Origin of the sequence: Dysgonomonas sp. BGC7, assembly GCF_001261735.1 — a bacterium.
In the GTDB taxonomy this organism is placed as follows: Bacteria; Bacteroidota; Bacteroidia; order Bacteroidales; family Dysgonomonadaceae; genus Dysgonomonas.
On record NZ_CVRP01000006.1, the window covers coordinates 143,377 to 161,464 of the forward strand.

The window sequence follows — 18,088 nt, forward strand, 5'->3', positions numbered from 1 at the left end:
AGTTTTCTTAAATTAAGAATATTATAATATATTTGCGGCTTCGTATGGTGTTAGAAAAACATCAATGTATAAACCATAATTAGAACAAACATTAAAAACTATGATGAAGAAAGCGATTATCGCGACAACTTTAGTTGCTGCGATGTGTATTTTTGCCCTTCCTGCAAACGCACAATTTGGTAAAGGTCTTAAAAATTTAGGTAAATCTGTATCGAAAGCCGCAGGTGATATGGTTGGCGATATGGCAGCCGATGTGGCTGCAAATAAGGTTTCAGAAAAAATGGTTGAATTCATGGACAATAATAATACAGTTGCTCCTGAAACATCTGACTATTACAAGAGATTGGCAGGATTAGTTGCTAAAGATTATGTTTCTGTAGATGGAGTGAATCTTAATTATAAGATATATGAAAATCCTGAAGCTAACATAATAACTACAGCAGATGGTAATGTCCGTATCTATACAGGTATGATGGATATGTTAACAGATGACGAATTGGTTGCTGTTATTGCAACACAAATAGGTCACCTTGCTAATAAGGATATACGCGATGCATTAATGAAAGTTGCGTCAGAAGATAACGCTTCGAAAGCAGGAACAGCTCAGCTGGAAAAACTTCTTTCTTTCACAGGAGATAAGATGGGAACAGTAATAAACGAGCTTCTTCAAGTTCCTTATACTGACGACCAAAACAAAAAGGCCGATACTTATGCTTTCAACTTGCTTAAGCAAAAAGGAGCTAATACTAATGCTTTAGTTTCTGCTCTTAGCAAATTTGCAGAACTGGAAGCAGCAGATAAAGTTGCATCTGAAAGTGAAGAAGGAGAAGTTAGTGCAGCTTCTAAATTTATAGGAGTTAACTCTAACAATGCACTACGTGCTTCGATTATTTCTTCCAAATAAATAGATAAGAGACTCTATAAAAACGGGCCATTGAAAAAATATTCAATGGCCCGTTTTCTCTCATATAATGAATGTAAAGATTGTGTCTGTTCTTTATTATCGTCTCATTTTAGGCATCTTACCACCTTTCATTTGAGTCATCATTTTCATCATTTTACGGGTTTCGTCAAATTGCTTTATCAGCTTGTTTACCTCTTGTATTGTGGTTCCGCTTCCTTTTGCAACACGTTGGCGACGGCTTCCGTTTAATATCTCCGGATTCGATCGTTCTTTTGGCGTCATCGAATATATAATCGCTTCGATACTTTTAAATGCGTCATCGTCTATGTCCAGGTCTTTAATGGCTTTGCCTACTCCCGGAATCATTGATGCAAGATCCTTAAGATTACCCATTTTCTTTATCTGCTGTATTTGTCCGATAAAGTCGTTGAAATCGAATTGGTTCTTTGCAATCTTCTTTTGCAGGCGGCGTGCTTCTTCTTCATCATATTGCTCCTGAGCTCTTTCTACAAGGGATACAATGTCTCCCATTCCTAAAATACGGTCAGCCATACGTTCAGGATGGAATACATCAAGTGCCTCCATTTTCTCACCTGTTCCTACAAACTTGATAGGCTTGTCTACTACCGAGCGAATAGAAAGGGCGGCTCCACCGCGAGTATCACCATCGAGCTTTGTTAGAACAACCCCGTCGAAATTGAGCCTGTCGTTAAACTCTTTTGCTGTATTCACAGCATCCTGTCCGGTCATGGAGTCTACCACAAAGAGTATTTCGTCAGGTTTTACAGCATCTTTTATTGCTGCAATCTCTTTCATCATCTCTTCGTCTACTGCCAGACGTCCTGCAGTATCTATAATGACAAGGTCGTGCCCGTTCTGTTTAGCTTGCTTAATAGCATTTTGTGCTATCTGTACAGGGTTTTTATTATCTTCTTCGAAGTATACAGGAACTTCTATCTGTGTACCTAGTATTTTTAATTGTTCGATAGCTGCAGGACGATATACGTCTGCTGCTACGAGTAACGGATTCTTTCCTTTTTTCGATTTTAGCATTTTTGCCAATTTCCCCGAAAAGGTTGTTTTTCCCGAACCTTGTAATCCTGACATTAAGATAATAGCCGGAGAGCCTTTCAGATTGATGTCGCTCGCTGTTCCTCCCATCAGGGCAGCAAGTTCGTCGTGAACGATCTTCACCATCAATTGTTCCGGCTTCACTGCAGTTAGAACGTTTTGTCCCAGTGCTTTTTCCTTAACTGTCTCTGTAAATTGTTTCGCCGTCTTATAGTTAACGTCAGCGTCGAGTAAAGCCCGACGTACATCTTTTAGTGTTTCGGCAACATTTATTTCGGTGATTTTCCCTTCACCTTTCAGGATTTTAAACGAACGTTCTAATCTGTTACTTAGACTTTCAAACATATTGTATGTTGTTATTTATATTCAAAATATATACGGGAGCACAAAGATATAAACTTTTGGTATAAAGTGAAAACACAGCGTTGTTTTCTTGCTAAGTTTCAGTTCTATACTTCGTTTTAAATTCTTTTTAGCCTTTGTTATCGCACCTTTTCTTATTATACGATATTCAATTTTAACTAAAACCTGACAAAGTTGTACACTTTTCGAGCCCCTCTTCGTCTCCCCAAAGGGGAGAACCAGCTGACGCAAGAAATATTACCTCCTATACTAACTGTTGACTGATTACTGTTAACTGATCAGTATTGGCTTCGCTAAGCCTCCACTTCGGAGAGGTACTAGGAGCTGTTTATAGATAAAGTTTAGAAGAAGTTGTGAAATAATATCTGAAAGACTTATTCATATAGTTTTCTGTGAAACAATAATCTGGTCTTTATTGTTTTTATTAAATTATATACCGATATTTAAGCAACATTGTACCTAAGAAAGTTCACTTTAAAAACATATATCATGAAATTTTTTATCGACACAGCAAACTTAGATCAGATCAGAGAAGCTAACGATCTGGGAGTTTTGGACGGTGTAACCACAAACCCGTCATTAATGGCTAAAGAAGGTATAAAAGGGATAGACAATCAGCGCAAACATTATCTTGATATCTGCAAAATTGTAGATGGGGATGTGAGTGCCGAAGTTATTGCGACCGATTATGAGGGTATGATAAAAGAGGGTGAAGAATTAGCCGCTTTGCATCCTAACATTGTAGTAAAGGTTCCATGTATTGAAGCCGGCATAAAGGCAATAAAATATTTTTCAAATAAAGAAATCCGTACTAATTGTACTCTTGTGTTTTCAGTAGGACAAGCCTTACTTTCCGCTAAGGCAGGAGCGACGTATGTTTCTCCGTTTGTAGGTCGTCTCGACGATATCTCGAGTGATGGTATCGAGTTGGTTAGCAAAATTGTAGATATGTATGCTACCTACGAAATGAAGACGCAGGTACTAGCAGCATCTATCCGTAGTACTCAGCATATTATACAGTGTATAGAAGTTGGAGCCGATGTAGCCACATGTCCTCTGGCTGCTATCAAGGGGTTACTAAAACATCCATTGACAGACAGTGGATTGGCAACGTTTCTTGCCGATTATAAAAAGGTGAACGGGTGAGAGTGTAAGTAATTAGCTCATATTGACGGTATATTTACTTATAATAATATGAGTAGTCTTTATGATTACTCATATTATTGTACAGATAGAATCAAGCCCCATCCGGTTAAAGATTTTTAATTAAATCTTTTTCTTCTGCTTGTTTAACAAATTATCACCTAAATTTGTTATTCTGATAAAATAATATGATAATGGCAGACCAATTAAAAGAAATAGTTTATTCGCGCGATAGTATCGAGTTTGTTACGGTAGCAGTACAATATTGTGCTTTTCTTGAGAATTTTGAAGAAACTACTGAATCGGAGTTGACTGATAAATTGACAAAAATACTTCCTTTGTTATATCTTAAAACATCTCTTGTTCCCGAAACAGATTCTGTGAATGAAGATGAACCTGAAATAAGTGTGACGGAGGATGATTATAATTATATTTCTTCGAAACTCTATAATGTATTTTTGAATAACGATACTTACCTCGAAGTTTTCCTTCAGGATATGAAATATAGTGAAACTCCTATTTCTGCAAATATTAGCGAGGATCTTGCTGATATCTATCAGGATCTGAAAAACTTCATTACAATATTTGAAAGAGGCATAACCGAGAATATGAATGATGCCTTATATGTATGTACCGAAAATTTCAAAACATATTGGGGGCAAAAACTTGTGAATGTTTTGAGGGCATTACATTCTTTAAAATATGCGACAGACCATATTGAGTCGGATAATGAAGTTGCGGATGAAAATGAAGAACTATGGTAAATTCTATTACAAAAGATGAATTGGCAGTAATGCCCCGAGAAACTTTTGAAGGAAGAATTATTGTAGTACAATCGGAACAAGAGGCAATAAAGGCGATTTCTTATCTAAGTACATTCAAGGCTATCGGCTTTGACACAGAAACACGGCCTGCTTTCAAAAAAGGGGTGTCTCATCAGGTTGCTTTGATGCAACTATCAACCGAAGATACCTGTTTCCTGTTTCGACTAAATATAATAGGATTTCCCGACTGCTTGGCAGAAATTCTAGTAAATCCTGCGATAAAAAAAATAGGACTTTCCCTGAAAGATGATTTTTCGGCGATGCACAAACGCTCTCTTCTGGTTCCTTCCAACTTCATTGATCTTCAATCTTTTGTTAAGGATTATGGAATTGATGACAACGGATTGCAACGTATTTATGGCATACTTTTTGAAAAAAGAATATCGAAAGGACAACGCCTGTCAAATTGGGAAGCCGATACTCTCTCTGATGCTCAGAAGATGTATGCGGCTATTGATGCATGGGCATGTCTTAGAATATTTGATGAATTAAAAAACAGAGAAAAAGTAAAAAAATAAATATATAATATGGCATTTATAGATTATTATAGCATTTTAGGTGTATCTAAAACTGCCACTGCTGACGAAATAAAAAAGGCATATCGTAAGTTGGCTCGTAAATATCATCCGGACATAAATCCGAACGATGAAGAAGCCAAACGAAAGTTTCAGCAGGTGAACGAGGCCAATGAAGTTCTCTCCGATTCGGAGAAACGAAAAAAATATGATGAATACGGAGAGAACTGGAAGCATGCCGATGAATTTGAAAAAGCTCGTCAACAGCAATCTCAGAATGGAGGATTTGCCGACTTCGGAGGTTCTGGCGGAGGTTTTTCGGGTGGTACATATAATTTTGGAGGTGAAGACGAAGGTGGTTTTTCCGACTTCTTCGAATCCCTCTTCGGTGGTAGCAGAGCTTCATCGGGGCGGAGAGCCGGACGAGGTTTCCGAGGGCAGGATTTTACTTCCGAACTACATCTTAATCTTCGCGATGTATACGAAACTCATAAACGGACAATCACGATAAACGGAAAGAATCTGCGTATTACCATACCTGCGGGTGTTGCCGATGGGCAAGTGATAAAGCTGGCCGGACAAGGTGGTGCAGGGGCAAATGGTGGCCCTAACGGAGATCTTTATATTACGTTTGTAATTGCAGAAGATCCCGGTTTTAAGAGAGTGGGAGATGATCTGTATGCTACTGCCAATTTAAATCTTTATACAGCTGTGCTTGGTGGAGAGGCTACGGTGGACACTTTTACAGGTAAAGTTAAACTGAAGATTGCGGCAGGAACTCAGAACGGGACGAAAGTCAGACTAAAAGGGAAAGGCTTTCCTGTTTACAAGATAGAAGGACAATTCGGAGATCTCATTATTTCTTATTCGATAGAAATTCCGAGCAATCTGACTGCTGAGCAAAAAGAATTATTTGAAAAGTTGGCAAAGTCTTAATCTAAAAGAATTACAATTATGAAACCGGAACTGATAATAATAGAAGAATATTGTATTCAGAGCGAAATAGAGCCAGACTTTATAATCCAACTTGAAAATGAAGGCTTGATAGAAATTTATATAGTAGATGATAAACGTTATATTGATTCCTCTCAACTGAGAGATATAGAACAATATGCCCGTTGGTATTACGACCTGTCTATCAATATAGAAGGGATTGATGTTATCCGAAATTTGTTAAGTAGAATGACAGAAATGCAGGAAGAAATTTCTCGGCTGAGGGAATATACAAAACTGTTGAATGGATAATTGAGGAAAAGAGTTGTATATGAGAACGGGGGTTGTCTAAAATGAGATAATCCCCGTTTCGTTATTTTTTCTTTTCTTCATTAACAGCGGGTTGTTTCTGTATGTCTGTTTTTGTATTATCTTCCTGTTTAGCCGGAGCCTGTGATTGTGACTCTGCATTTCGGTTTCTTCTTCTCGGTTTAAATGACTGGAAGAGGCGTTTAAGCGTAGCAGCTTCCTTGCTGTAAACAATACCTATGCCTTGCGTAGTGAGAGCTTGTCGGTAATATTTATCATTCGTATGGCTATATCCTCTCAATGTCCACATACTATTCAGCTGATATTCTACATCAAAATCGCCAATCAGGTTGTCTGAATTCGTTTGGTCGGCTCTGTATCCAACATCCGTTTTTATTTTTAGCCTATCGTCAAAAAATCTTTTAGAGACATTTACTCTGACGTCCATATCGGAAAGAGTACCGTCATTCGATTCTATATTGGTTCCTACTTCCCATCCTTCTCCCAATACATTCCCTACAAGGTTATTCAGAACCTTAGACATTTGGCCCGATGCAAAGCTGGTCCATATACTTTGTCCGAAATTGCCTGTGTTTCCTCCCGATTCCGAATAGAAAGATCCTGCAGCAATTAGGTAGGCAAACTGTTTAATCTTCTGTTCGTCTGTAGTTATCAGACTGCTCACTTTGCGTTGCACATCGTCGCTGGCATCAGGCAAACTTATGTTGTACGTAAGTTCCATCTTATCCATGTTTCCGGCGATACCCAACACACAATCTACATCTACTCGCGGAGAAGCTATGTCGTCAAGTTCAAAGCTGTTGTCAAGTGTGGTCAGGTTAGCTCTGACTCTATGATAAGCTGTTATGTCGAATTGAGTTTTGAGCGGATCGCCAACAAACTTGAGCTTGCTGCCTTCCCTTATCTGAAACTCGAGTTTCTTTATGCTTTGCAGATTCAATTTTACCTTTCCGCTCGATATGGTGTAATCTCCGAATGTAGACATGTTTTCTGTCATGAGGTCGTAGCTGAAATTTACTGTTCCACTACCTTTTGCTTGCATGGCATCGCCCGTTATAGGGTCTATTATTACTCCTACAGTAAAATCGGGAGTGATGTCAAGTTTTACTTTCAGGTTGATTGGGAGTGGTGTATATACTTGCTGTTTCAGCGCATTTGCAAGCTCCTGTTGTAGTTTTTCTTCGGGAACATTGATATATACTACACTTTTGTAATCTGTTGCTTCAGCTCGCTGCGGAAGAAGAATATTTAAAGAAGAGTTTTTCTCATTCTTTATTTGCATATTCATATTTACTGCATTATCGTCTCCCTCTATTCTTACATTGCCCGAAGCAAATACACGCCCATAAAATAAGCTGTCGGTTCTATGCTCGGTATTTAGCACCATCAGTTTATTCATTTGCATATTGAGTGAATATTTCATTTGCTCAAAATTCTTATGGGTGACGGTAGCACTTACATTTGCCGTGTTGCCATAACTGTCTTTTAAGGCTAGGTTTTCGAAGCCTATTCTATCGGGACTTATGCTTATGGTATCCGATATTGTATATAACACATTGGTGTAGTCTATACCTATCTGAGTATTGTTGAATCCAATAAAACCTCTTAATAGCGGAGCTTTTGTGCTTCCCTCTATCATAATATTGGTACTTACGCTACCCGATATTTTATTCACCATGTCAGAAACAAAGGGTTGCATCCAGCCCATTGGCATCTGATCGAGCCGCAGTTGTAAGTCTAAAGAATCTTGATTTGTATATACAGTTCCGTCTATCTCAGCCAGTTCTTTATCTCCTTTTAGTAATGTTGCATTAAGCTCAGCTCCTCCAAAATAGTCGCTCCATTGACTTTCCATACGCATTGTGCCTAAGGTATCACCAAAAATTACAATATCGGCCATTTCAAGCCCTTTCGTGTAAACTTCCGGCTGCTCCAACAGATTTGTGAGCAATATATCGCCATGTATACATCCTCGTATATTTTTTATATCGAAAGCTTCCAGCAAGTCGCCTATTTCAGCATGACTGAAATAAGCCTTGAGGCTATCGGTCTTCTGATCTGAGATTACTCCGTCTATTCCAAAATATGGTTTTGTATTTACTCCTAATCCGAAATCGTGTACTTCTGTGCGCGAACCTACGTTTAATATCTGTGCCGGAAGTAAATTTACCGAGAGCTTCCCAACTTTTATTTTCGATGGATTCACCTTCAGTGACGATACCAGTTCTTTCTCTTCATTTCTGCTAAATTGTGCAAGAGCTTCAAGCCTTCCGTCTATTTTGATAGCAGTACTGTCGCTTTGTATATCTGCACGAGTTGTTATATTGTCTTTAGCTCCGTCCAGCAATAAGGATAATTTATACCTTCCCTTGTCCATAAATACCTGAGCATTGGCTTGGGCATAAAACGAAGTGTCGGCATTAGCCATATCCAATATGGTATTTCTTATATTATACTCGCCATAACGTATATGGGGAATCTTGCCTTGTAGTCTTGCGGTTTTTTCTATCGTATTGATGCTTCCGTCTATTGTTGCAGGAACGATAACATCTACAGGTAATTGCAGTATTCTTCCCAGCTCTTCCGTATTGTTGGCTGTAATGTTGAATGTGAAATCGTTCTTATTCTTATTTTGTCTTATCCACGATTTCTTTATTTGGGGGAATACCGCAGGCAGATAGTTGTGCATAAGTTCGTCTATTTCCTCGGGGAGAGAGGTAAAAGAATATTGTCCGGTTATATTTGCTCTGAGTAACGATGATTCGAAGTCTATATACTTATCATTATTTTCTTTCTTGCCCGATTCAAGACTGAATTTTCCCGGTGTGAAGCTAAAAGTTGCGTCATGGAGATCGAGACTGTCTATATTGACAAAGCCGACCATATTGTCTATGTCCAGCCCTTTTATATTTCCATTCAGAGAGAGAGATAAACGGGGTTCTATCCAATTTTCATTCTTGTAGAAGTGGTCTATATGTAGTGTATCTACTCTTAGCCGGACTTTAATATCCGGAACTTTCTCTTGTGTCATACTTGCAATAGCAGTTATCTTACCGATAGCCCAATTCGCTTTTGCCGAAACACCCATTTCCTTCGAGTTGTAGTAGGCTTCGAGAGGAACATTTGTGAGGGTTTCCTTGTCATATTGCAAAGAGGTAAGATTACCTTTTACCTGAGCTTCGAGTGGGGTTCTTTCACTTTGGGTTGCTCTCAGGTTTATATTGGCTGTCAGACGTCCTAATCCGGTATCTTCTCCAAGTAATTTGCCCAAGGAAAATCCTTGTGTCTTTAGCCCTGCGTCTACTTTAAAATTTGTGAAAGTGGTATCAACTGCTCCTGTTGCCAATAGATTTAGGGAGCCGTGTCTGCACCATGTTTCGGCATCGAGTTTAAACTTGTTTAATCTGCCGGTTAATTTTCCTTTCAGATATATATCCCCCAGATCTTTTAGTATATCGGGTGCTATAAATGTCGAATCTCCTAAACGAGCAAAAGATGTTATTGCCGCAGGAGTGGCTTTAAATTTGTCTATGGAAAGGAATATCTCGGAATTTCCATACTGCTCGTAGCTTGCTATACTGGCTTTACCTGTCAGATAGAAGTCTTCTCCGTAAGTGAGGTTTATATCCTTTATGTCGATTTTTGGCAATGTGCCTGTTATTGTAGTGTTCAGTTTTATGTTATTCTTCAAAAACTTCAGATTGGGGAGAAATGCTACAGCATCGAGAGGTGAAATTTCGGTATCTTCTGTTGCTATCTCAAATTCGTTCGAGGCAAGATTGTACCTTACCTTATTTGTTCTAAGATGTGATTGTGGCAAATCGAAAGAAAGATTATCCACCCATAGTTGATCTTTCTCTGAATAAAGATGCCCTTTAAGCGAGGTGATCTCTATTCCCGATTTCTCTTTTACTGACAGGTTGTTTAATGCTATGTTCAGCCTGTCTGTATCTATCGAGTTCAAATCCAGATTGGCATTGAAATCGGTAAGAGAAATATGTGATGCGTTGAAAATACCCGGAGTTATAGTGTCTGAGAGCACATCATAGTTTAAGCGTCCATGTTTCAGGCCTATATCTTTTATGACAATGTTCAGCGAGCTTTTTGTTGTGTCTGTTTGGGTTGTATCTGTGCTTGAAAAAGCATCGATAATAAACTGAAAATTGAAATCACTGATGCTGTCTTTCTGATTGACGTTAATAACGAAGTCTTCTAAAGTAATACTTGTTATTGCCAGCTCCTTATTCTTTATTAATTCCCACGGGCTCAAAGTTCCATTCAGGTCTTTGGCATATAATAGTGTGTCTTTTGTCTGGTCTTCGATATATATGCCCTTCAAGGATACCCTGTTAAAAAGGCTGAGACGAACTTCATCTATAGATACTTCGGTCTTTAGTGTGTTTTTTAGCTGACTGACAGCAAAGTCGGCAACCTTCTGCTGTATGTATGGTATAGATAATAAAGCATATAAAAGCACATTAAGCCCTATAATTATTAAGGCAATATATAATAAAACCTTTAAAACTCTTTTTGTAATGTTTCTTTGTTTAGGTTTTATTTCTTCTGTACTTTTTGTCTCTTTGTTTTCCTCCATATAATTAGCAGCCTATTTCAATTTTTCCGTCCACTGTTCTTCATTAAATCCTATCAGAACGAGATTGTTCGCAACCAGAATAGGACGCTTCACCACCATGCCATTAGAGGCTAATATTTCTAACAGCTCTTTCTCGGAGGCAGTTTTCACTTTTTCTTTCAGGTTGTTTTCTTTGTATATGTTTCCCGATGTATTGAAAAATTTAGCAATAGGTAATCCACTTGTCTTTATCCACTCTTTAAGTTCCTGCACAGTCGGGTTTTGTTTTGTTATATCTCTGTCTTTTACTTCTATATTATTTTCTTTAAGCCATTTAGCGGCTTTGCGACAGGTTCCACATTTTGGATAATGTATAAAAAGTGCTGTTTTCATAAGAAGAATAACTTAATTTGAATTTAACTATTGCAAAAATATAGAATTACTAATGATAAACGCCTTCCTGCGATCTAAAGTTCTACCTCTTTTACATAAAAGGCATAATATTTTATGTATTTTTGTATCTAAAATAAAAAAGAACAATATGATACAATCAATGACAGGCTTTGGGAAAGCAACGGCCGAACTGGAAAAAAGAAAAATTACCGTTGAGGTAAAATCTTTGAATAGCAAACAACTAGACTTGTCGGTGCGTATAGCAAACCTATATAAGGAGCATGAGATGGAGATTCGCAATCAACTATCCCGCCAATTGGAACGGGGAAAAGTTGATTTTTTGATTTATATAGAGAATATTGGTAACGAAACATCAACGCAGATAAATCAAAATCTTATTGAAGGTTATTTTAATCAGATAAAAGATTCTGCCAACAAGCTCGGAATAGACACACCTGTCGATTGGTATCCGGTTTTATTGCGTCTGCCTGATGTGCTTAAATATGAAGCGCAGGAAGTAGATGAGCAAGAATGGGTTGCTGTGACTAAAGTTATTGACGAAGCCATAACACAATTACAAGCTTTTCGTAAGCAGGAAGGTGCGATGCTGGATAAACTTTTTGAAGATAAAATAGCCAATATAGCATCTCTTCTGGAAGAGATAGAGCCATATGAAATGGAGCGCGTAGAAAAAGTGAAAATCCGTATCACAGAGGCTTTGCAGAAGATAGAAGATTTCGACTATGATAAAAATCGTTTCGAGCAGGAAATGATATACTATATAGAAAAACTGGATATAAATGAAGAAAAATCCCGCCTGTCAAACCATCTGAAATATTTTTTAGAGACTATGAAATCAGGATCGGGACAAGGCAAAAAGCTTGGCTTTATAGCTCAGGAAATCGGGCGTGAAATAAATACAATGGGTTCTAAGTCGAATCATGCGGATATGCAGCAAATAGTTGTTCGTATGAAAGACGAATTGGAGCAAATCAAAGAACAGGTGTTGAACGTACTATAACTAAGGATGAGTAAACTGATAATATTTTCAGCTCCATCCGGGGCAGGTAAGTCTACAATTGTAAACTATCTGCTCTCGCAGGATCTGAATCTGCAATTCTCTATATCTGCAACTAGTCGTTTGCCCAGAGGGGCAGAGCAACACGGTGTAGAATATTATTTTCATACACCGGAGGAATTTCGCCGGAAGATAGAGAATAATGAATTCTTAGAGTATGAAGAAGTCTATGAAAATAGATTTTATGGTACTCTAAAGTCGGAAGTCGACAGGATATTGAATGACGGAGGCAATGTTATTTTCGATGTAGATGTTGTCGGAGGCTGTAACATTAAAGATTATTATGGAGAAAGAGCCTTGTCTATATTTATAGAGCCGCCCTCCATAGAAGAATTGCGTACCAGATTAGAAAAGAGGGCTACAGATAGCCCCGAGACCATCGAAGCCCGTATTGCAAAAGCCAAATATGAAATCACATTTGCTGACAAATTCGATGTTGTTATTGTTAATCGGGATTTGGAAACAGCCAAACAGGAGGCTTTAGAGATTGTAAAAGCATTTTTATCAGAATGAATATAGGTGTATTTTCCGGTTCTTTCAATCCGATTCATATCGGCCATGTAATCTTGGGTAACTATATTGTCGAATATACTGATGTTGACGAGGTTTGGTTTTTGGTGAGTCCTCACAACCCTTTGAAAGAAGCAGACTCTCTTTTGGATGAAAATACTCGGTTGGAAATGGTAAAACTAGCCCTTCGGAAGTATGATAAACTAATAGCCAGTGATTTCGAATTTTCGATGCCAACACCATCATATACAATTGGTACGCTAGATGCTCTGAGTGCAAAATATCCTGAGCAGAACTTTACCCTTATTATTGGAGGAGACAATTGGGAAGTATTTGAAAACTGGCGGGACTATGATCGTCTGCTTCAGAATTATAAGCTCAAAGTATATCCTCGTATCGATTCGCGTATATCTATATCCGGAAAATTGAGAAATCAGGTGGAGGCGTTGGATTCTCCCATTATCGAGATTTCTTCCACATTTATCAGAGATGGAATAAAAGACCATAAAGATGTGCGCTCTTTCCTTCCCGATGGTGTCTATGAATATATTATAGAAAGAAAATTATATAATAAATAGTTATATAACAGAGCATCTACTTGTTGCTGAAGATGACTATATAAAGAATAGGGCAAAAGAAATGGAAAAACAACAATTACAGGAAGATATAAAGGTACGCCGTTCACGGCTTCAAGAAGCTATGCTGGCTGCAGATATTGAAGGCTGTATATTGACGACGGCTGTCAACGTATTTTATATGACAGGTAAGGTATATAATGGATATTTTTACCTGTCTGTTGATGGGAAAGTAATTCATTTTGTAAAAAGGCCGGAAGGTATTGATTTTGAGAATACGATTTATATTCGTAAACCCGAGCAAATGGCAGAAGAGCTATGTTCAGCCGGATTCTCCCTTCCTAAGTCACTTTTGTTAGAGACCGATGTTGTTTCCTTTGGCGAATGTACCCGCATACTCAATACTTTCAATCTGAAAGAAGCGGCCAATGCATCGGTGCTGCTCCGCAAAATACGTAGTGTGAAAACTCCTTTCGAATTGGAACAGGTGAGAGCCTGTGCCCGTCGCCACGAAGCTGTATATAAGTTGATCCCGTCTTTGTATAAACGGGGAATGACTGATGTCGAATTGCAGATTGAGATAGAGCATGCCATGCGCCAGCATGGATCTTTGGGTTTGTTCCGAAGCTATGGAGATAATATGGATATCTATATGGGCAGTCTGCTTGCCGGAGAGAATGCAGAAGCTCCTTCTCCTTTCGACTTTGCTCTTGGTGGGGCAGGGGAAACGCCTCTTATTCCTATAGGAGCCTCGGGGGAAAAGATGAGAGAAGGACAAACCATAATGGTAGATATGGCTGGAAATTATACTCCTTGGATGACGGACATGACACGAGTGTTTTCTATAGGTAGAACATTAGATATTGCTTATCGTGCCCATCAGGTATCTATAGATATTCATAATAAGATAATGGATATAGTGAAACCTGGAATCGGCTGTGCCGAAGTGTACAATGTAGCTATGGAAATGGTGAAAGACAATAACCTTGAGGCATATTTTATGGGTACTAAGCAGCAGGCTAAGTTTGTAGGACATGGTGTAGGACTCGAAATAAACGAGCCACCGGTGATGACTCCTCGTTCGAAGGAACTGTTTGAGCCGAATATCGTCTTTGCCTTAGAGCCTAAGTTTGTTATTCCTGAGGTCGGTGCAGTCGGTATAGAGAATACTTATGTTATAACCGAAGATGGAATAGAAAAGCTGACTGTATTGGAAGAAGGAATTATTGAATTGTAGTGGAGAATAAGAAATGAGAATGATATATTAGAAATATACGTTTAATATATTAGATACGAGTCAGTTCTAAAGTAAATAAAGAAAGCACTTACAATTTGTAAGTGCTTTCTTCTGTGTGGTCCCACCTGGGCTTGAACCAGGGACCCCCTGATTATGAGTCAGATGCTCTAACCAACTGAGCTATAGGACCTGATTTTCGGAGGTTATCCCGAAATCGGATGCAATGTTAGTGCTTTTTACTGAAATCTGCAAATTTTTAGCAAGAAAAGAATAGATAAAATATCATCTAACACAGATCTATACTGGTTTTCTGCTATTTATGATAGATAGGGCAATGTATAATAATATCCCTCCGGCAATGCCTAGTACTCCAATATAAGCAACTAAGGCAATAATAAATATAGCCAAGAAATAACGATATTCATTTCCTTTCAGTTTCAGACTCTTTATTTTTAGCGAGAACATAGGTATTTCTGATACCATAAGGGCAGAAAATACAAATATGCCAACCAGTAAAGTGTATATCAGCCCCACACTTATAGAAGGTATATTATAGGTAAGACCATAGCATAAACTTACCCAAAACAAGGCATTTGCCGGTGTGTTGAGTCCAATGAAAGATTCTGTCTGACGTTCATCTACATTGAATTTAGCTAAACGCAAGGCGGAAAATACAGCCAATAAGAAAGCAATATATGGGAGATAGTCTACAACAAGAGAATTGTCTGATATCTTATATACATTTGCCGATAAAAGACTAAAAACGGCTACGCTGGGAGCTAAGCCAAAACTAACCATATCGGCTAACGAATCTAATTCTTTTCCGATAGGAGAATAGGCCTTTAATAGACGAGCGGCAAATCCATCTGAGAAGTCAAATAATGCTGCAATGATTACCCACACTACAACCCATAGAAATTCTCCCTGAAAGGCCATAACAGTAGCTATACTCCCCGAAAAAAGATTCATGGAAGTGAGCATGTTAGGTATATGCTTTTTCATATCTCTTAAGATTTAAATTTGGCGATGACAGTCTGATTACCTGTTACCTTCTGATCCATCTCTACAAGTATCTCTGTGCCTACAGGAAGATATACGTCAACTCGCGATCCGAGCTTAATAAATCCCAGATGCTCATCTATATGGGCAACTTCTCCCGGTTGTGCATATGTGACAATTCGTCTGGCCATGGCTCCGGCAACTTGTCTCAATAAAATTTGATGGCTGCCATCTTCTGTTTCCATAACCACTGTAGATCTTTCGTTCTCTGTGCTCGATTTGGGTAGATATGCTGCCATAAACCGTCCGTCATGGTGCTTAGACAACAAAACCTTCCCGTTGATAGGGTACCAGTTTGCATGCACATTGAACGGAGACATAAATATGGAGACAATTATTCTTTTATCATTAAAGTATTCACCTTCATAGACCTCTTCTATTGCTACAACTTTTCCGTCGGCTGAAGCTACAACAACATTATCTGTCTCACCCTTGAATTGGCGATATGGGCTTCTGTAAAAATTGAGCACGATAAGGAACAGCACCAAGGATATAGCACCTATAATATAGGATAGGAAAGAATGTTGGAAAAAGTACCACAGTGCTCCGTTAAGCAGAACAAGAATAATAAAGTATGTTGTTAAAACGCCACGTCCTTCGTGATGAACTTTCATGTTATTATATTGTAATAATATATCTATTGTAAGTTGCAAAAGTATCTTTATTTGCCGATATATACAAATTTGACCTCTTAATTTTGAAGGCAAAGGAAAAGAGAGACTTGCTGATTAGTGAAAATATCGTCTGCTCTTTTTCTATTATAGATGCCTATCAGTAGTTGACCTTTATATAAAACGACTATCTGTAAGATTTCTGTAAAGTGTCATTTTAACTAAAACCTTACAAAGTTGTACATTCTTTAACTTGTTTTCATTTTGTTCCTTTTTGACCTGTCTTATCCGATCCCGTCTTTCTATAGATAAAGTTTTGTTAACCTTATAGGAGAGTAAAGCTCTCCTGTAAGATGTAGATTAAATTACAGGTTTGTATTATACATAAAAATAGCCGGAAGATATTATTTTCCGGCTAATCTTTTTATATAATCGAATATCTTACTCCCACTCGATGGTAGCAGGTGGTTTTGAAGATATATCATAAACTACACGGTTTACACCTTGTACCTTGTTGATGATTTCATTAGATACCTTTGCCAGAAACTCGTAAGGAAGATGTGCCCAATCGGCAGTCATCCCGTCAGTAGATGTCACTGCTCTCAATGCAATGGTGCTTTCGTATGTGCGTTCGTCACCCATTACTCCTACCGAGCGTATCGGTAATAAGATAGCACCTGCCTGCCATACTTTGTCATACAATTCATATTGACGAAGCATGCGGATAAATATATCGTCGGCATTTTGTACTATTTCTACCTTTTCCGGTGTAATATCTCCAAGTATGCGAATGCCCAGTCCCGGTCCCGGGAAAGGCTGACGTTTTATAAGTGTTTCTTTCATACCCAATTCCAGCCCTACTCTGCGCACTTCATCTTTGAATAGTAAGCGAAGAGGTTCTACTAATTTAAGGTGCATTTTTTCGGGTAGTCCACCTACATTATGATGCGACTTGATAACAGTACCGGTTATAGAAAGAGACTCTATCACGTCCGGATATATAGTACCCTGTCCAAGCCATTTTATATCTTTCAATTTATGAGCTTCTTCATCGAATACTTCGATAAACCCTTTACCTATAATCTTGCGTTTGCGTTCAGGATCGGTTTCTCCGGTCAAAGCTTTGTAGAATCGGTCTTTTGCATCCACTCCTATCACATTCAAACCGAGATGTTCATAGTCTTTAAGTACATTCTCAAATTCATTCTTACGAAGCAAGCCGTGATTTACAAATACACATGTCAGGTTCTTACCTATGGCTCTGTGTAGTAAAACAGCAGTAACAGAAGAGTCTACTCCTCCCGATAGGGCAAGTATTACTTTGTCGTCGCCAATCTGAGATTTTAGTTCTTCTACAGTAGAATCGATGAAAGAAGCCGGACTCCATCCGCGTTTCGAGTGACAGATATTAAGGAAGTTACTCAAAAGGCGTGTTCCGTCTGTCGTATGATATACCTCGGGGTGAAATTGTACAGCCCAGGTTTCTTCTCCTTTTATTTTGTAAGCAGCAGCTTCTACATCTTCTGTGCTTGCTACAACCTCAAAGCTTTCGGGTAAAACTGTAATAGAGTCACCGTGCGACATCCATACCTGCGATCCTTCCGATATACCATCAAATAGAGGTGCGCCTTGTTTTATCTGAGTAAGATGTGCTCTTCCATATTCGCGAGAATCGCTTTTTTCTACTTTACCTCCCGATATGTATGCCAGATATTGTGCACCATAGCAAATTCCTAATATTGGATATTTCCCTCTTATTTCGCTCAGATCAGGCTTGAAAGAATCTGCATCGTTGACAGAAAAAGGACTACCCGAAAGGATAACTCCTTTTATTGTTTCATCCCCAAAAGGGAATTTATTGTAAGGGACTATTTCGCAGTAAGTATTTAGTTCTCTGACCCGGCGGCCAATAAGTTGGGTGGTTTGTGACCCGAAATCGAGGATAATGATTTTCTCTTGCATAGGATTA

The 18,088-nt window shown here is 38.5% G+C and carries 16 protein-coding genes and 1 tRNA gene; 10 read left to right on the top strand and 7 right to left on the bottom strand.

The window, feature by feature from the left end; all coding sequences use genetic code 11:
- Positions 1-100 precede the first annotated feature (100 nt).
- A complete protein-coding gene (locus BGC7_RS04415; protein ID WP_082206466.1) occupies positions 101-904 on the top strand; it encodes a M48 family metalloprotease in 804 nt (267 codons plus the stop codon).
- Between the two features lie 96 nt (positions 905-1,000).
- Here BGC7_RS04415 and ffh read toward each other — a convergent pair whose 3' ends face one another.
- Positions 1,001-2,320: a signal recognition particle protein gene (gene ffh, locus BGC7_RS04420; protein WP_050700354.1), complete on the bottom strand. Its 1,320-nt coding sequence runs from the start codon at positions 2,318-2,320 to the stop codon at positions 1,001-1,003.
- 507 nt (positions 2,321-2,827) lie between these two features.
- Between ffh and fsa the strand changes: the two genes are divergently transcribed.
- From fsa to BGC7_RS04445, 5 genes are all read left to right on the top strand, one after another.
- Positions 2,828-3,484: a fructose-6-phosphate aldolase gene (gene fsa / locus BGC7_RS04425; RefSeq protein WP_050700355.1), complete on the top strand. Its 657-nt coding sequence runs from the start codon at positions 2,828-2,830 to the stop codon at positions 3,482-3,484.
- Positions 3,485-3,675: 191 nt separating this feature from the next.
- Positions 3,676-4,245 carry a DUF5063 domain-containing protein gene (locus BGC7_RS04430; protein ID WP_050700356.1) on the top strand — a complete coding sequence of 190 codons (570 nt, stop codon included), beginning with the start codon at positions 3,676-3,678 and terminating at the stop codon, positions 4,243-4,245.
- Entirely contained in the window at positions 4,239-4,823 is a 585-nt protein-coding gene (locus BGC7_RS04435) for a 3'-5' exonuclease (RefSeq protein ID WP_050700357.1), read from the top strand. Before BGC7_RS04430 ends, BGC7_RS04435 begins: the two co-directional genes overlap by 7 nt.
- A 9-nt stretch (positions 4,824-4,832) precedes the next feature.
- Positions 4,833-5,756: a DnaJ C-terminal domain-containing protein gene (locus BGC7_RS04440; RefSeq protein ID WP_050700358.1), complete on the top strand. Its 924-nt coding sequence runs from the start codon at positions 4,833-4,835 to the stop codon at positions 5,754-5,756.
- An 18-nt stretch (positions 5,757-5,774) separates the two neighbouring features.
- Entirely contained in the window at positions 5,775-6,065 is a 291-nt protein-coding gene (locus tag BGC7_RS04445; protein ID WP_050700359.1) for a chaperone modulator CbpM, read from the top strand.
- Positions 6,066-6,126: 61 nt separating this feature from the next.
- On the opposite strand, the gene BGC7_RS04450 is transcribed toward BGC7_RS04445, so the two are convergent.
- Positions 6,127-10,677, bottom strand: coding sequence for a translocation/assembly module TamB domain-containing protein (locus BGC7_RS04450; protein ID WP_050700360.1), 4,551 nt, complete (start codon positions 10,675-10,677; stop codon positions 6,127-6,129).
- Between the two features lie 12 nt (positions 10,678-10,689).
- The gene (locus tag BGC7_RS04455; protein ID WP_050700361.1) at positions 10,690-11,049 is read right to left on the bottom strand and encodes an arsenate reductase family protein; all 360 of its coding nucleotides are present in this window, start codon (positions 11,047-11,049) and stop codon (positions 10,690-10,692) included.
- Between the two features lie 148 nt (positions 11,050-11,197).
- On the opposite strand from BGC7_RS04455, the gene BGC7_RS04460 reads away from it, so the two are divergent.
- The 4 genes from BGC7_RS04460 to BGC7_RS04475 all read left to right on the top strand — a co-directional run bounded on the left by BGC7_RS04460 (position 11,198) and on the right by BGC7_RS04475 (position 14,449).
- The gene (locus BGC7_RS04460; protein WP_050700362.1) at positions 11,198-12,070 is read left to right on the top strand and encodes a YicC/YloC family endoribonuclease; all 873 of its coding nucleotides are present in this window, start codon (positions 11,198-11,200) and stop codon (positions 12,068-12,070) included.
- Between the two features lie 6 nt (positions 12,071-12,076).
- Entirely contained in the window at positions 12,077-12,640 is a 564-nt protein-coding gene (gmk, locus tag BGC7_RS04465) for a guanylate kinase (RefSeq protein WP_050700363.1), read from the top strand.
- Complete coding sequence (nadD, locus tag BGC7_RS04470) at positions 12,637-13,215, top strand: nicotinate (nicotinamide) nucleotide adenylyltransferase (protein ID WP_050700364.1); 579 nt, start codon at positions 12,637-12,639, stop codon at positions 13,213-13,215. The genes gmk and nadD overlap by 4 nt, the downstream gene beginning before the upstream one ends.
- Before the next feature lie 61 nt (positions 13,216-13,276).
- Positions 13,277-14,449 carry a M24 family metallopeptidase gene (locus BGC7_RS04475; protein ID WP_050700365.1) on the top strand — a complete coding sequence of 391 codons (1,173 nt, stop codon included), beginning with the start codon at positions 13,277-13,279 and terminating at the stop codon, positions 14,447-14,449.
- A 116-nt stretch (positions 14,450-14,565) separates the two neighbouring features.
- Here BGC7_RS04475 and BGC7_RS04480 read toward each other — a convergent pair.
- The 4 genes from BGC7_RS04480 to guaA all read right to left on the bottom strand — a co-directional run bounded on the left by BGC7_RS04480 (position 14,566) and on the right by guaA (position 18,081).
- A tRNA-Ile gene (locus BGC7_RS04480) sits at positions 14,566-14,639 on the bottom strand.
- A 107-nt stretch (positions 14,640-14,746) separates the two neighbouring features.
- Entirely contained in the window at positions 14,747-15,451 is a 705-nt protein-coding gene (locus tag BGC7_RS04485) for a CDP-alcohol phosphatidyltransferase family protein (RefSeq protein ID WP_050700366.1), read from the bottom strand.
- A 5-nt stretch (positions 15,452-15,456) separates the two neighbouring features.
- Positions 15,457-16,122 carry a phosphatidylserine decarboxylase family protein gene (locus tag BGC7_RS04490; RefSeq protein ID WP_050700496.1) on the bottom strand — a complete coding sequence of 222 codons (666 nt, stop codon included), beginning with the start codon at positions 16,120-16,122 and terminating at the stop codon, positions 15,457-15,459.
- 438 nt (positions 16,123-16,560) lie between these two features.
- Positions 16,561-18,081 carry a glutamine-hydrolyzing GMP synthase gene (gene guaA, locus BGC7_RS04495; protein ID WP_050700367.1) on the bottom strand — a complete coding sequence of 507 codons (1,521 nt, stop codon included), beginning with the start codon at positions 18,079-18,081 and terminating at the stop codon, positions 16,561-16,563.
- Positions 18,082-18,088: the final 7 nt, after the last annotated feature.

Bases quoted from the DNA above. Each gene is read 5' to 3' on its own strand.
- guaA (WP_050700367.1), bottom strand. From the start codon at position 18,081: ATGCAAGAGAAAATCATTATCCTCGATTTCGGGTCACAAACCACCCAA.
- fsa (WP_050700355.1), top strand. From the start codon at position 2,828: ATGAAATTTTTTATCGACACAGCAAACTTAGATCAGATCAGAGAAGCT.
- BGC7_RS04475 (WP_050700365.1), top strand. From the start codon at position 13,277: ATGGAAAAACAACAATTACAGGAAGATATAAAGGTACGCCGTTCACGG.
- BGC7_RS04430 (WP_050700356.1), top strand. From the start codon at position 3,676: ATGGCAGACCAATTAAAAGAAATAGTTTATTCGCGCGATAGTATCGAG.
- BGC7_RS04435 (WP_050700357.1), top strand. From the start codon at position 4,239: ATGGTAAATTCTATTACAAAAGATGAATTGGCAGTAATGCCCCGAGAA.
- BGC7_RS04445 (WP_050700359.1), top strand. From the start codon at position 5,775: ATGAAACCGGAACTGATAATAATAGAAGAATATTGTATTCAGAGCGAA.
- ffh (WP_050700354.1), bottom strand. From the start codon at position 2,320: ATGTTTGAAAGTCTAAGTAACAGATTAGAACGTTCGTTTAAAATCCTG.
- BGC7_RS04490 (WP_050700496.1), bottom strand. From the start codon at position 16,122: ATGAAAGTTCATCACGAAGGACGTGGCGTTTTAACAACATACTTTATT.
- BGC7_RS04460 (WP_050700362.1), top strand. From the start codon at position 11,198: ATGATACAATCAATGACAGGCTTTGGGAAAGCAACGGCCGAACTGGAA.
- nadD (WP_050700364.1), top strand. From the start codon at position 12,637: ATGAATATAGGTGTATTTTCCGGTTCTTTCAATCCGATTCATATCGGC.
- BGC7_RS04455 (WP_050700361.1), bottom strand. From the start codon at position 11,049: ATGAAAACAGCACTTTTTATACATTATCCAAAATGTGGAACCTGTCGC.
- BGC7_RS04485 (WP_050700366.1), bottom strand. From the start codon at position 15,451: ATGAAAAAGCATATACCTAACATGCTCACTTCCATGAATCTTTTTTCG.
- gmk (WP_050700363.1), top strand. From the start codon at position 12,077: ATGAGTAAACTGATAATATTTTCAGCTCCATCCGGGGCAGGTAAGTCT.
- BGC7_RS04450 (WP_050700360.1), bottom strand. From the start codon at position 10,677: ATGGAGGAAAACAAAGAGACAAAAAGTACAGAAGAAATAAAACCTAAA.
- BGC7_RS04415 (WP_082206466.1), top strand. From the start codon at position 101: ATGATGAAGAAAGCGATTATCGCGACAACTTTAGTTGCTGCGATGTGT.
- BGC7_RS04440 (WP_050700358.1), top strand. From the start codon at position 4,833: ATGGCATTTATAGATTATTATAGCATTTTAGGTGTATCTAAAACTGCC.